Below are 12,697 nucleotides of genomic sequence, written 5' to 3' on the forward strand. Positions count from 1 at the left end.
GGCCCCCGCCCCTGGATCTCCCGGCGGCGGGGGCCGTTCGGGTGCCCCACGCCGTGCGGCGCGTGTGCCGTACGGCTCCGGCCTGCTCGCGTCGTACGGCTCGGGTCAGACCTGCTTGCGGCAGAGGATCTCCCCGTGCAGGACGGCGAACCAGCCGTCCGCCCGCTCGCCCCACTCCCGCCACGCCCCGGACACCGCCCGCAGTTGTTCCTCGCTCGCGTGCCCGCCGGCCGTGGCGCGCTCGGCGTAGGCGGAGGCCAGCGTGCGGTCGGCCCACAGCCCGCTCCACCAGGCCCGCTCCCCGGGCGTCGCGTACGTCCAGGTGCTGGAGGTGGCGGTGACGTCGGTGAAGCCGGCCGCCAGCGCCCAGGAGCGCAGCCGTCGCCCGGCGTCCGGCTCACCGCCGTTGGCGCGCGCCACCCGCTCGTACAGCTCCAGCCAGTCGTCCAGTCCCGGCACCTTGGGGTACCAGGTCATCGCCGCGTAGTCGGCGTCCCGTACGGCGACGTACCCGCCGGGCCTGGTCACCCGGCGCATCTCGCGCAGCGCCCGTACCGGGTCGCCCACGTGCTGGAGCACCTGGTGGGCGTGGACGACGCAGAAGGTGTCGTCCGGGTAGTCCAGGGCGTGCACGTCGGCCACCGCGAACTCCACGTTCTCCAGGCCTCGTTCGGCGGCCGTGGCACGCGCCTGCTCCAGTACGCCCGGGGCCTGGTCGACGCCGGTGACGTGCCCGTCCGGCACCAGCTCCGCCAGGTCGGCGGTGATGGTGCCGGGCCCGCAGCCGATGTCCAGGACCTTCATGTGGGGCTTGAGCGAACCGAGCAGGTACGCCGCGGAGTTGGCGGCGGTGCGCCAGGTGTGCGAGCGCAGCACGGACTCGTGGTGCCCGTGCGTGTAGACGGCGGTCTCCTGCTGCTCCGGCATGGCGGTACCCCTTCTCGTCACCTGGCCCCGCCGGGACCGACGGCCCCGGGCGATGACGTCCACGGTACGCGCGTGCGCCGAATAATGAGACTCACGTTTCATGATACGGACTGACGAGGCGTCAGAATCTCTCTCCGCGCGGGCAGTCGGTCAGTGGTGGGGGAGCGGCCGGTACACCGTCAGCGCCTCGGGCAGCTTCTCCAGCCACACCTCGTCGTCGACCTCCGTCACCTCGCCGTCGTAGGCGAGAAGGGTGCCGGGGGCGACGCCGGCCAGGTGCAGCCGGCGCACCTGGACCGCCGCGTGGGCCGGGGAACGGGTGAGCGGGCCCGCGATCGCCGCGGACAGCAGCCGCAGCGCCGGCCTGCGGCCGCCGTGCACCACCCGCACGTCGAGCACCCCGTCCGCCAAGTCCAGCCGGCGGCCCGGGGCGAGCCCCATGCGGTGATACGTGCCGTTGCCCGCGAACAGCAGCCACATCGGGCGGCACCGCCCCTGGAACTCCGCCTGCAGCGGATGCCGGTCGGCGCGCAGCACCCGCAGCGCCGCCAGCACCCCGGCCGGCCAGCCGCCGATCCGCTCCGACCAGCGCTCCCGCTCCCGCACCAGCTCCGGGTACACGCCCAGGCTGAAGGTGTTCAGGAAGATGCCCCGCTTGCGGCCCGAGCCGAAGCTGCCCACGTCCACCCGGACGCCGTCGCCCCGTTCCAGCGCCCGCGCCAGGGTGCGCGCGTCCTCCACGCCCAGGTCGTAGGCGAAGTGGTTGAGCGTGCCGCCCGGCAGCACCGCGAGCGGCAGCCCGTGGCGCATGGCGGTCTCGGCGGCGGTGTTCACGGTGCCGTCGCCGCCGCACACCCCGAGCACCCGCGCCCGGCCCGCCGCCTTCTCCAGCTCGGCCGCCACGTCGTCCGGCGCGCACTCGACGACCTCCGCCTTCGGCAGCGCGTCGCGCAGCGCCCGGGCGCGGTCGGCGGTGCCGGAGGCGGTGTTGGCCACCAGCACCAGGCCCTCGCCCTCGGTCAGCGCCGGCAGCTCGGCCCGCGGCCGGGCCGGCGGGGCGCTCCCGGCCCGCGTGGGCACCAGGGCCCGGACGGCGAACGCGGCGCCCGCGCCGAGCGCCGCGCCCGCCAGGACGTCGCTCGGGAAGTGCACGCCGGTGTACACCCGGGACAGCGCCACCGAGAAGGCCACCGGGGCGACCGCCGCGCCCCAGGCCGGGGACTCCAGGGCGACCCCGGTCGCGAACGCGGCGGCGGAGGCCGCGTGCCCGGACGGGAAGGAGGTGGTGATGGGCTGCCGCCCCAGCCGGCGCACTATCGGCACCGGGTCCAGCGTGGGACGCGCGCGGCGCACCGAGCGCTTGCCGATGGTGTTGATGGTCAGGGAGGCCAGGGACAGGGAGGCCAGGCCCCGGGTCGCGGCGCGGCGGGCGCGGGGGGTGCGGCTCGCCGCGATCGCCGCGGCGGCGGCGAACCACAGCACGCCGTGGTTGGCGCTGCGGCTCAGCCGCGGCAGTACCGGCTCGGCGCCGGGCCAGTTCCGCTCGGCCGCCACTTGGAACAGCCGGCTGTCCAGGGCGAGCAGCCGCTTCAGGGCGCTGTGGGCGCCGGTCTTCGGGACGGTGAGGTCGACGTCTGGGCTCATACAGCCACCGCTACCCGCAAGCGACGGTTTCTTGTGCACCCGGCCCGCGCCTCGCCGCCAAGGTGCGACGTCCCCCGGATATGCGTTTGCCCGCGGGGCGCGGTGGCCAGCAGAATGCCTGGACATGGGACATCTGGAAGCCGCGCACCTGGAGTACTGCCTGCCCGACGGGAGGGTCCTCCTCGGCGATGTGTCCTTCCGGGTCGGGGAGGGCGCCGTGGTCGCCCTCGTCGGCCCGAACGGCGCCGGCAAGACCACCCTGCTGCGGATCGTCTCCGGTGAGCTGAAGCCGCACGGCGGCGCCGTGACCGTCGGCGGCGGCCTCGGCGTGATGCGGCAGTTCGTGGGCTCCGTCCGGGACGAGACGACCGTACGCGACCTGCTCGTGTCGGTCGCCCCGCCGCGCGTCCAGCAGGCCGCGCGGGCCGTCGACGCCGCCGAGCACGCCCTCATGACGGTCGACGACGAGGCCGCCCAGCTCCAGTACGCGCAGGCCCTCGCCGACTGGGCCGAGGCGCGCGGCTACGAGGCCGAGACGCTGTGGGACATGTGCACCACGGCCGCGCTCGGCGTGCCGTACGACACGGCGCAGTGGCGCCTGGTGCGCACCCTGTCCGGCGGCGAGCAGAAGCGGCTGGTGCTGGAGGCGCTGCTGCGCGGCACCGACGAGGTGCTGCTGCTCGACGAGCCCGACAACTACCTCGACGTGCCCGGCAAGCGCTGGCTGGAGCAGCGGCTGAAGGAGACCCGCAAGACGGTCCTGTTCGTCTCCCACGACCGCGAACTCCTCGCCCGCGCCGCCGAGAAGATCGTCTCCGTCGAACCCGGCCCGGCCGGCGCCGACGCCTGGGTGCACGGCGGCGGCTTCGACACCTACCACGAGGCCCGCCGCGAACGCTTCGCCCGCTTCGAGGAACTGCGCCGGCGCTGGGACGAGAAGCACGCCCAGCTGAAGAAGCTCGTGCTGAACCTGCGCCAGGCCGCCACCGTCAGCCACGAGCTGGCCTCCCGCTACCAGGCCGCCCAGACCAGGCTGCGCAAGTTCGAGGAGGCCGGCCCGCCGCCCGAGCCGCCCCGCGAGCAGGACATCCGGATGCGGCTGAAGGGCGGCCGCACCGGCGTACGCGCCGTCACCTGCGCCGGCCTGGAGCTGACCGGCCTGATGAAACCGTTCGACCTGGAGGTCTTCTACGGCGAACGCGTCGCCGTCCTCGGCTCCAACGGCTCCGGCAAGTCCCACTTCCTGCGCCTGCTGGCCGGGGAGGACGTGGCGCACACCGGCACGTGGAAGCTCGGGGCGCGCGTGGTGCCCGGGCACTTCGCCCAGACCCACGCCCACCCCGAGCTCCAGGGCCGCACCCTGCTGGACATCCTGTGGCAGGAGCACTCCCAGGACCGCGGCGCCGCGATGTCCCGGCTGCGCCGCTACGAGCTGACCGGCCAGGCCGAGCAGACCTTCGACCGGCTCTCCGGCGGCCAGCAGGCCCGGTTCCAGATCCTGCTGCTGGAGCTGGCGGGCGCGACGGCCCTGCTGCTGGACGAGCCCACCGACAACCTCGACCTGGAGTCCGCCGAGGCCCTCCAGGAAGGGCTGGAGGCGTTCGAGGGGACCGTCCTCGCGGTCACCCACGACCGCTGGTTCGCCCGCTCCTTCGACCGCTTCCTGGTCTTCGGCAGCGACGGCCGGCTCCGCGAGACCCCGGAGCCGGTCTGGGACGAACGACGGGTCGAGCGAGCGCGATAGCCGCGCCGCCCACGCCCCCGGGGCGCACGCGGTCATGTGCGGTCGTACGCGGCGGGGCGCGCCACCGGGCTCCGGTGGCGCGCCCCGCCGGGCGTCTCACTTCCAGCGCAGGATCGCGCCCAGGCCGCCGGCCGGCGCGTCCCCGCCGGTCGCCGAACCGGCCGGGGCCAGCGACAGCGCCGCCGCGTCCGTGGTGACCGCGGACCGGATCAGGGCGTCGTCGGCGCGCGCCGGCCAGGAGTGCTGCTCGCCGAGGATCTTCAGATCCGTACGCCGCACCGCCACCTGGTCCGGGTCCTCGCCGATCCACACCTCACGGTGCGCGTCGGCCCCGTCCGGGCTGATCAGCAGTTCCTGGAGCCGGTGCTCGCGGGCCGCCTCGACCAGCGCGGGCACCCCCTCCACGGCCCCGGAGCGGCCCTCGCCGTCGGGGGCCCGGGCCGCCCGGAACCGGTCCAGCTCGCCGTCGATCCGCTGCCGTACGTGCTCGGTCCTGATCCGATCCACGTCCTCGTCCAGCAGCCTGCTGCCGGCGCCGTGGACGGCCTCCGCGACCTGGTCGTGCAGCCGCTTGGGCAGACGCGCGCGCACCTCGCCGCGCTCCCGGTCGTCGCCGACCATGATCAGCAGGTCGGCGCCCGTCTCCTCCTGGCAGACGCTGAGCGCGTCGGCGATCTCCGCGGCGTTGTGCTCCCAGGTGTTCTCCACCTTCAGCTGGAAGTGCCGCTCGGACCAGTCGGCGCTGCTGGTGCGGTGGATCGGCCACTGCCGGCCGACGACCGTGCCGGCCTGCTCCCGGCCCAGCGCGCTGCGCAGCTCGAAGTCCGCGCCCTTGCGGTCGACGTACGCCACGATCGCGACCGGGTCCTCGCCCGCCAGTTCCAGCAGCGGTCCCACCCGGGGCAGCGGCGCCCATTCGGCCCAGCTGTCACCCAGCGGAGGGCGGGTCAGCCGCGGGTCGAGGACCACCCGGCCGGCCCGCGCGAACAGGGCCCGCCCGTGCGGGTCGGGGGAGTGGCGCATCTCCTCGATCGCGCTCTGAACGGCCCGGCAGGTGGCCTCGTCCGCGCCCTGCCGGGCCAGCTCGCGGGCCATCGCCTGGGCGGTCAGCCGCAGTTCGTGGGCGGTGTCCTCCGTGTGCCGGGAAGTGTCGACGTACACGGAGGCCCACGGGCCCGGGTGTTCGTACAGTGGATTCAGAAAGGCGAGATCCATGGCTCCCTCCCGGATGCCGTTCGGTGGTAGTGCACGCCGGGCGGGTACCCGGACCGCATGAACGAACACGACGAGCGGGGCGACACCATGACCGGAGTGGACCCGGGCCGGCTGGACGACCAGCAGCTGATGAAAGAGCTGGAGACCATCCACCGCACGCGCCACGACACCCTGCTGTACGGCTCTAACGACGCGCTGCGCGCCCACAACGAGCGGATGGCGCAGCTGGAGGGCGAGTACCTGCGGCGCAATCCGCGCCGGCCGGTCGCCGCGGGCCGCACCCGTGAGGGCGCCCGGGAGCGCGGCGGCTGCGGGGAGACGGCGGCGCCCCGCGGCTGACGGGAGGACCCCGCCCCGCGGCCGGGCGGGACCCGCTCGGCCCAAGGTCGTGCCCGCCGGCGCGCTTCCTGCGGCGCGCCGACGGGCACTCGTCCGACCGGCCGGACCGGCCGGCGGTCGTATATACGGCCGCCGGCCGGGTCACAGCTCGCGGGTCATGACTTCCGGCTCTGGGCGAAGACGTCGAGGAACGTCTCGCAGAACGCCTTCAGGTCGTCCGGCTTGCGGCTGGTGACCAGCTGGTTGGGGCCGTTGCCGCAGACCTTCACCTGTTCGTCCACCCAGGTGCCGCCGGCGTTGCGGATGTCGGTGCGCAGGCTCGGCCACGAGGTGAGCGTGCGGTCGCGTACGACGTCGGCCTCGACCAGCGTCCACGGTGCGTGGCAGATCGCGGCCACCGGCCGCCCCTGCTCGAAGAAGTCCTTCACGAAGGCGACGGCCTTCTCGTCGGTGCGCAGGAAGTCGGGGTTGGCCACCCCGCCCGGCAGGACGAGTCCGTCGAAGGAGTCGGCCGAGACCTCCCCGACGACCGCGTCGACGGGGAACGTGTCCGCCTTGTCCAGGTGGTCGAACCCCTGGACCTCGCCGGACTGCGTGGACACCAGCACGGTCTCGTGCCCGGCGTCCTCGGCCGCCTTCCGGGGCTCGGTCAGCTCCACCTGCTCGACGCCCTCGGGCGCGGTCAGAAATGCGATGCGCATGATGTTTCGGAATCCTTTCGTTCGCGCGCCGGGGACGGCTCGCTCCCCGGCGGTTCATTCATCGGGCGGGGACTCGTCTCACCGAGCCGAGTCGGCCGAGTCCGCCTCCCAGGCGTCGGCGAGGTCGCTCAGGCTCACCATGCCGACCGGCAGGCCGTCCTCGACGACCGGCAGCCGGCGCACGGCGTGCTCGCGCATCAGCGCGGCCGCCGCTCCCAGCGGGTCGTGGGGGCCCACCACCAGCGGATCGGGCGTGCACACGGACCGCGCGCTCACCGTCTGCGGGTCCAGGCCCTCGGCCACCGCCCGCACCGCGATGTCGCGGTCGGTGAGCACGCCGACGACCTCCTGCCCGTCGGCCACCACGACACCGCCGATGTCCTGGGCGCGCATCAGCCGGGCCGCCTCGACGAGCGAGGCGTCCGGCCGTACCGCGACCACGCCCGGGGTCATCACGTCCCTGACGAGTTCAGCCCTCACGTCGGGCCCCACCTGCCTTTCCGTCCCCCGCGGGGACTACGCGCGGTCCTCCCGCGAGGGCCGCTCGGTGTGGGTCAGTTCCTTCGCCAGTTCCTGGACGTTGGCGTACTGCGCCTTGCGCGGCAGCCGCTCCAGTGCCTCGGCGAGCGCGTCCGGCGCGTTCTTGCGCCGCAGGGTGCGGGCCAGTTCGGCCGGGCCCGCGGGGAACGCGGTACGGCCCAGACTGCGGGCCAGCTCCAGGCGCACCGTCTCCAGGGACGCCCGTGAGTCGCCCGGCGCCACCGGTCCGCCCCACACCTGCGGGTCGTCCTCGGCGGTCGGCTCCGGGTCGTGCCACTCCTCGCTCCGCGTGGGGTGGCCGGACCTGAGCAGGCCCTGCAGTTCGTGCTTCATCTCGTCGTCACGGTGGACACTCAGCCGGTCGCTGCCTCGCTGCATGTCTCCCTCCACCTTCTCGCCTCGGGGGTGGCCACCGCGTACCCGTGCAGGCCGAGCCGACACGAGCGGAAGAAAGCGGAAGAAGCGTGTTTGCCTCCGGGTGGGATGGGCAGGCGCACACGCAGTGCTTCGGACCGGAGGCACGTCCGTGGGAGCGGCGCGGCAGGCCGCACACGCGACGCGCCCCTCCGGAACCGCGTCCGCGCTCCCTCGGTGACCGTCCATCCTCCAGCACTCCGAGGGAGTTGCGACCCACCATGGACATGCGAACGAGTGCGGCGCGCCACCCGCACGACGACGCACCCGAGACCGCCGAGGCATTCTCCCGGCTGGCGAAGCTGCCTCCGGGCCCGCGGCGGGACGCCCTGCGCGCGGAACTCGTGGAGGCCTGGCTGCCGATGGCCGACCGGCTGGCCGGCCGGTTCCGCAACCGCGGCGAGAACCTCGACGACCTGCGGCAGATCGCCGCGCTCGGCCTGGTCAAGGCGGTCGACCGCTACGACCCCGAGCGCGGGCACGCCTTCGAGAGCTACGCGGTGCCCACCATCACCGGCGAGATCAAACGGCACTTCCGCGACCACATGTGGACGCTGCACGTGCCGCGCCGGGTGCAGGACCTGCGCAACCGGGTGCGCGCCGCCGACCAGGACCTCGCCCGGACCATCCCGGGCCGCAGGCCCACCGTCGCCGAGATCGCCGCGCACGCGCAGCTGAGCGAGGACGACGTACGGGCCGGTCAGGAGGCGCTGGAGAGCTTCACCGCGCTCTCCCTCGACGCGGAGCTGCCGGGCAGCGCGGACGGCTACTCCCTCAGCGACTCGCTGGGCTCGCCGGACGCGGCGCTGGACACGGTCGTGGACCGCGAGGCCGTCAAGCCGCGGCTGGCGGCGCTGCCGGAACGCGAGCGCGCCATCCTCTACATGCGGTTCTTCGACGACATGACGCAGAGCCGGATCGCCGAGGAACTGGGCATCTCCCAGATGCACGTCTCCCGCCTGATCACCCGCTGCTGCGACCGCCTGCGCGAACAGGTGCTGCGGGACGCGGCGTAGCCCCGCCGGGCGGAGCGGGGGCGCCGGCCCTCGGGTCCGCCCGGACCTCGGCGGGCCGGAGGCGTCGCGTTCTGCCCGGGGGCGGACCGGCCGTCGCGGAGGGCCTTGCGGTCGCGTGGGCGTCACCCGATAGGTCGTCGGTGTCCCGCCAATGGGGCTCGGCCGCGCGCGGAGCGTGGGATCAGGGGCTGTCATGGCTACGGAGGGCACGAACGCCGTGCCGCCCGCGCCGCCGGTCCGAGGAGCCCAGCCATGCGCCGAACCAGCCCCCGCGCCCTGTCCGCCGTCGTCCTGGCCGGCCTCATAGCGGGCTCCGCCGCGACGACCGCGTACGCGATCCCGGCGACCGGGGCCCCACCCCGCACGGACGCCCTCCGCCAGAACTCCGGCCCACCCGGCGCCGTAGCGCTCCGGCGGAAGTCCGGCCCCACCGCCGCCGTGGCGCTCCGGCAGGCGCACGGTCCGTTCGGTGCCACGGCTCCGCGCGTCGGCTGTGCGCCGGGCGGCGAGCTCTCGGCCGCCACACCGCTCGCCGCGCACGGCGCCGTGTCCGGTTCCTGTCCGGCCGTCGCGGGGGACGGCGCCGACCGGGAGCGTGCCGCCGCGCAGCGGGCCGCGCCCGGCGACTCGGGCGGCGACACCGCCGACGGCGCCGTCCAGGGCCTCGCGCCGGACTCGTCCCAGGACGCGCCCGAGGATCTGTCCCAGGACCCGATCCTGCGGGACGCCCTCGCCAACGACCCCGCCCGCCAGGGCTCCGCCGCCCGCGACGACTCCGCGACCGACCCGAGCCGCGCCCCCGCCGCGACCCCGACCCGCGCCCCCGCGCCCACTCCCTCACGCACGGCCGCCCCGGCCACCTCCGGCCCGGCCACGCCCGCCCCGGCCACACCCGCCCCGGCCACACCCGCCCCGGCCGCGTCCGATCCGGTCGGCGGCCGGCCCACCCGGGCGCCCTCCCGTCCTCCGGGCCGCGACGACGGGGACGGCGCCGCCTCCCAGGACCACGGCTGGGGACGCGACTGCGAGGACGCGGGCGGCAGAGCCTGCAATGGGTCCGCGTCCCAGCACGGCGTGCAGGCCGGGACCGGCGGCTCGTTCACCGCGTCCCTGCCCGCGCTGATCGGCGGCTTCGCGCTCATCGCGGTGTCCCTGTGCGGCGCGGCGCACCGCCTGTGGCGCCGGCGCGGGGCGGACGACTGACCCGCCGGGGAGCACCCGCGCTCCCCGACGCCCGCCCAGGACGCGAACCCCCGGCCCTTAACGCCCCCGACCGCCCTCCCGTGGCCCCTGGGACCCATGGGACGGCCCCCGGCGGGGTACCCGCACCGCCGAGGGCGCGGCGGCCCCGGCCGTACCGGCCCTCGCCGTACGGAAGCGACCGCCACCGGCGGACGGGTCCGCGAAGGACGCACCCGAGGGGGGCCGAGGCGGCCCGGGGGAACGCGCGTCCGCGCGGCGACCAGGCACCGCACCGGCGAACAGGACACGGCACCAGGGACTGCGCGGAGGTATCGATGCGGCGGACGGAGCGGGAAGGGCACGGCCCCGTCCGTTACGGGCCCTCGGCCCTCCCCGGGGACGGGCTGCCGGTGCTGCCCGAGCTGTCCGCCGCGCTGGCCGGGGCGGCCGGCCGGATCCGGGACAGACCGATCGGCGGCTGCCCCGAACTCCTGGACGCGGCCGGCGGCTACTGGCTGCGCCGCGGCCTGGCCGCCCGCCCCGACCGCCTCGCCGCGGCCCCCGGCGCCCCCGCCCTGCTGCTCGCGCTGACCGCCGCGCTCGGCGGCGACGTCCTGGTGCCCCGGCCGTGCGCCGCCTGGTGGGCGCCGTACGCGCGCCTGCTGGGCCGACCCGCCTTCTCCGTGCCCACCCCGGCCGAGTCCGGCGGCGTCCCCGATCCGTACGCCCTGCTGGAGACCGTCCGCCGGGTGCGCGCGGAGGGCGGCGACCCGCGGCTGCTGGTCCTGTCCGTCGCCGACGACCCCACCGCCACCGTCGCCCCGCCCGAGGTGCTGCACGAGACCGTCGAGGCCGCCGCGGCCGAGGGGCTGCACCTGGTCAGCGACGAGACCTGGCGCGACACCGTGCACGCGCCGCACGGGACGGTGCTGGTCAGCCCCGCCGAGATGCTGCCCGAACGGGTCACCGTCGTCACCGACCTGGCCGGCGCGCTGCTGCCCGGCGGCTGGCCCGCCGCCGTCGCCCGGTTCCCGGCCGGACCGACCGGCGGCGCGCTGCGCGCACGGGTGCTGGACGTGCTCACCGCGCTGGACGCCCGGATCGCCGAACCGGTCGCCGCGGCGGCCGCGTGGGCCCTGGACGAACCCGGCCCCGTCACCGAGCGGGTGGCCGCCGCCGTGCGGCTGCACGCGCTCCTGGCCGCCGCCGCGCACGCCGTCGTGGTCGGCGCGGGCGCGCTGGCCCGGCCGCCGCGGACCGGCCGCCACCTCTACGCCGACCTCGGCCCGCTGCGCCCGGCGCTCGTCGCCCGCGGCGTGGGCGACGCGCAGGAGCTGGAGGAGTTCCTCGGCGCCCGGCTGGCCGCGCCCGCGCCCGGCGGCCACCGCTTCGGCGACGACCTCGCCGCGCTGCGCGTACGGCTGCCCACGGCGGCGCTGCTCGGCGGCGCCGACGAGGAGCGCGAACGGTGCCTGCGGTCGCCCGAGCCGCTGGAACTGCCGCACGTGCGCGGCACGTTGATCACCTGGAAGTCGGTCTTCGACGAACTTCGCGACGACGCTCAGCGATGGGAGCATCCCCGATGACGCAGCAGTCCGAGCCGACCACGACCTCCCCGGCCCCCACCAGAGCGGGTTCGAGCCCGACCGCCCCGACCCCCACCAGAACCGCCACGGGTCCGGCCGACCCGACCCCCACCAGAACCGCCACGGGTCCGGCCGACCCGACCCCCACCAGGACCGCCGCGGGTCCGGCCGCCCCGGCCGCCGCACGGATACCGGACGACCCGATCGCCGCGGCCGCGGCCACCCTCGCGCCCCCGCTCCCCGCCGGCCCCGCGCCGTACCCGCCACCCGCCCCGCCCCGGCCGCCGGGGGAGCACCGGACGTGGCCGCGCGGCTTCCACGACCGGCTCACCGCGCCGCTGCCCGGCCTGAAGGCGCTGGCTCGGTTCGCCCGCGAGGGCGCGGTACGGCCGGACAAGAAGGGCCTGGCCGACATCCCGCTGCTGCCGTACGAACCCGGCCCGCTGCCCCGGGTGGACGCCCGCACCGTGGCCGTCACCTGGGCGGGGCACGCGAGTTGGGTGGTGCGGATCGGCGGGCTGACCGTGCTCACCGACCCGGTCTGGTCCCGCCGCATCATCGGCACCCCGGCCCGCGTCACCCCCGTCGGCGTGCCCTGGAGCGCGCTGCCGCCGATCGACGCGGTCGTCATCAGCCACAACCACTACGACCACCTGGACGCGCCCACGCTGCGCCGACTGCCGCGCGACACCCCGGTGTTCGTGCCCGCCGGGCTCGGCCGCTGGTTCCGCCGCCGCCGGTTCACCCGCGTCACCGAGCTGGACTGGTGGGAGGCGGCCGAACTCGCCGGAGTCCGGGTCGACTTCGTGCCCGCCCACCACTGGTCCAAGCGCACCCTCACCGACACCTGCCGCAGCCTGTGGGGCGGCTGGGTGCTCACCGCGCCCGACGGGCAGCGCGTCTACTTCGCCGGCGACACCGGCTACGGCCACTGGTTCTCCCGGATAGGCGACCGCTACCCGGACATCGACCTCGCGCTGCTGCCCATCGGCGCCTACGACCCGCGCTGGTGGCTCAGCGACGTCCACTGCGACCCGGAGGAGGCCGTCCAGGCGGCCCGGGACCTCGGCGCCCGCCGGATGGCGCCCATGCACTGGGGCACGTTCGTGCTGTCCGCCGAACCCGTCCTGGAACCCCTCACCCGGGTCCGCGTCGCCTGGCAGAAGGCGGGCCTGCCCCGCGAGGACCTGTGGGACCTGCCGGTCGGCGCGTCCCGCGTGCTGGAGTGACGGGGCGGAGGCCCGAGGACGACCGCCCCGTTATGTTTTCCGCGGTTCCGCAATGGGGCCGCTGGCCTCCGGGCCCGGCATGACTGTTGCCCCCTGTCGAACGGATGACCTGGGGGGTGGTGTCACCGGGCCCGGGAGGTGCCGTCGGAGACGCTGATGA

The 12,697-nt window shown here is 75.9% G+C and carries 12 protein-coding genes; 6 read left to right on the top strand and 6 right to left on the bottom strand.

All coding sequences use genetic code 11. The features are described from left to right. Window positions 1–105: 105 nt before the first annotated feature. A complete protein-coding gene (locus ABEB07_RS29335; RefSeq protein WP_345671102.1) occupies window positions 106–927 on the bottom strand; it encodes a class I SAM-dependent methyltransferase in 822 nt (273 codons plus the stop codon). Between the two features lie 150 nt (window positions 928–1,077). Continuing rightward, window positions 1,078–2,571, bottom strand: coding sequence for a bifunctional phosphatase PAP2/diacylglycerol kinase family protein (locus tag ABEB07_RS29340; protein WP_176151169.1), 1,494 nt, complete (start codon window positions 2,569–2,571; stop codon window positions 1,078–1,080). A gap of 124 nt (window positions 2,572–2,695) precedes the next feature. On the opposite strand from ABEB07_RS29340, the gene ABEB07_RS29345 reads away from it, so the two are divergent. Continuing rightward, the gene (locus tag ABEB07_RS29345) at window positions 2,696–4,315 is read left to right on the top strand and encodes an ABC-F family ATP-binding cassette domain-containing protein (RefSeq protein ID WP_345671103.1); all 1,620 of its coding nucleotides are present in this window, start codon (window positions 2,696–2,698) and stop codon (window positions 4,313–4,315) included. A gap of 96 nt (window positions 4,316–4,411) precedes the next feature. Here ABEB07_RS29345 and ABEB07_RS29350 read toward each other — a convergent pair whose 3' ends face one another. After that, a complete protein-coding gene (locus ABEB07_RS29350) occupies window positions 4,412–5,530 on the bottom strand; it encodes a baeRF2 domain-containing protein (protein ID WP_345671105.1) in 1,119 nt (372 codons plus the stop codon). Window positions 5,531–5,587: 57 nt separating this feature from the next. Here ABEB07_RS29350 and ABEB07_RS29355 point away from each other — a divergent pair, with 57 nt between their 5' ends. Then, window positions 5,588–5,869 (top strand): DUF6158 family protein, encoded by a 282-nt coding sequence (locus ABEB07_RS29355; RefSeq protein WP_176151172.1) that lies wholly within the window; start codon window positions 5,588–5,590, stop codon window positions 5,867–5,869. A gap of 155 nt (window positions 5,870–6,024) precedes the next feature. Here the strand turns inward: ABEB07_RS29355 and ABEB07_RS29360 are convergent, their stop codons facing one another. The 3 genes from ABEB07_RS29360 to ABEB07_RS29370 form a co-directional block, all read right to left on the bottom strand. Then, on the bottom strand, window positions 6,025–6,570 hold the full coding sequence (locus ABEB07_RS29360) for a type 1 glutamine amidotransferase domain-containing protein (protein ID WP_164585872.1): 546 nt from the start codon (window positions 6,568–6,570) through the stop codon (window positions 6,025–6,027). 78 nt (window positions 6,571–6,648) lie between these two features. Continuing rightward, a complete protein-coding gene (locus tag ABEB07_RS29365; protein ID WP_345671106.1) occupies window positions 6,649–7,050 on the bottom strand; it encodes a CBS domain-containing protein in 402 nt (133 codons plus the stop codon). Between the two features lie 36 nt (window positions 7,051–7,086). Next, complete coding sequence (locus ABEB07_RS29370) at window positions 7,087–7,488, bottom strand: DUF2795 domain-containing protein (RefSeq protein WP_164585874.1); 402 nt, start codon at window positions 7,486–7,488, stop codon at window positions 7,087–7,089. A 257-nt stretch (window positions 7,489–7,745) separates the two neighbouring features. On the opposite strand from ABEB07_RS29370, the gene ABEB07_RS29375 reads away from it, so the two are divergent. The 4 genes from ABEB07_RS29375 (at window position 7,746) to ABEB07_RS29390 (ending at window position 12,537) form a co-directional block, all read left to right on the top strand. After that, window positions 7,746–8,540: an RNA polymerase sigma factor SigF gene (locus ABEB07_RS29375; RefSeq protein ID WP_345671107.1), complete on the top strand. Its 795-nt coding sequence runs from the start codon at window positions 7,746–7,748 to the stop codon at window positions 8,538–8,540. A 252-nt stretch (window positions 8,541–8,792) separates the two neighbouring features. Next, window positions 8,793–9,743 (top strand): hypothetical protein, encoded by a 951-nt coding sequence (locus tag ABEB07_RS29380; protein ID WP_345671109.1) that lies wholly within the window; start codon window positions 8,793–8,795, stop codon window positions 9,741–9,743. Between the two features lie 314 nt (window positions 9,744–10,057). Next, a complete protein-coding gene (locus ABEB07_RS29385) occupies window positions 10,058–11,308 on the top strand; it encodes an aminotransferase class I/II-fold pyridoxal phosphate-dependent enzyme (protein ID WP_345671110.1) in 1,251 nt (416 codons plus the stop codon). Then, complete coding sequence (locus ABEB07_RS29390; RefSeq protein WP_345671111.1) at window positions 11,305–12,537, top strand: MBL fold metallo-hydrolase; 1,233 nt, start codon at window positions 11,305–11,307, stop codon at window positions 12,535–12,537. The genes ABEB07_RS29385 and ABEB07_RS29390 overlap by 4 nt, the downstream gene beginning before the upstream one ends. Window positions 12,538–12,697: the final 160 nt, after the last annotated feature.

Origin of the sequence: Streptomyces similanensis, from assembly GCF_039543625.1 — a bacterium.
In the GTDB taxonomy this organism is placed as follows: domain Bacteria; phylum Actinomycetota; class Actinomycetes; order Streptomycetales; family Streptomycetaceae; genus Streptomyces; species Streptomyces similanensis.

Bases quoted from the DNA above. Each gene is read 5' to 3' on its own strand.
- ABEB07_RS29335 (WP_345671102.1), bottom strand. From the start codon at position 927: ATGCCGGAGCAGCAGGAGACCGCCGTCTACACGCACGGGCACCACGAG.
- ABEB07_RS29340 (WP_176151169.1), bottom strand. From the start codon at position 2,571: ATGAGCCCAGACGTCGACCTCACCGTCCCGAAGACCGGCGCCCACAGC.
- ABEB07_RS29345 (WP_345671103.1), top strand. From the start codon at position 2,696: ATGGGACATCTGGAAGCCGCGCACCTGGAGTACTGCCTGCCCGACGGG.
- ABEB07_RS29350 (WP_345671105.1), bottom strand. From the start codon at position 5,530: ATGGATCTCGCCTTTCTGAATCCACTGTACGAACACCCGGGCCCGTGG.
- ABEB07_RS29355 (WP_176151172.1), top strand. From the start codon at position 5,588: ATGAACGAACACGACGAGCGGGGCGACACCATGACCGGAGTGGACCCG.
- ABEB07_RS29360 (WP_164585872.1), bottom strand. From the start codon at position 6,570: ATGCGCATCGCATTTCTGACCGCGCCCGAGGGCGTCGAGCAGGTGGAG.
- ABEB07_RS29370 (WP_164585874.1), bottom strand. From the start codon at position 7,488: ATGCAGCGAGGCAGCGACCGGCTGAGTGTCCACCGTGACGACGAGATG.
- ABEB07_RS29375 (WP_345671107.1), top strand. From the start codon at position 7,746: ATGGACATGCGAACGAGTGCGGCGCGCCACCCGCACGACGACGCACCC.
- ABEB07_RS29380 (WP_345671109.1), top strand. From the start codon at position 8,793: ATGCGCCGAACCAGCCCCCGCGCCCTGTCCGCCGTCGTCCTGGCCGGC.
- ABEB07_RS29385 (WP_345671110.1), top strand. From the start codon at position 10,058: ATGCGGCGGACGGAGCGGGAAGGGCACGGCCCCGTCCGTTACGGGCCC.
- ABEB07_RS29390 (WP_345671111.1), top strand. From the start codon at position 11,305: ATGACGCAGCAGTCCGAGCCGACCACGACCTCCCCGGCCCCCACCAGA.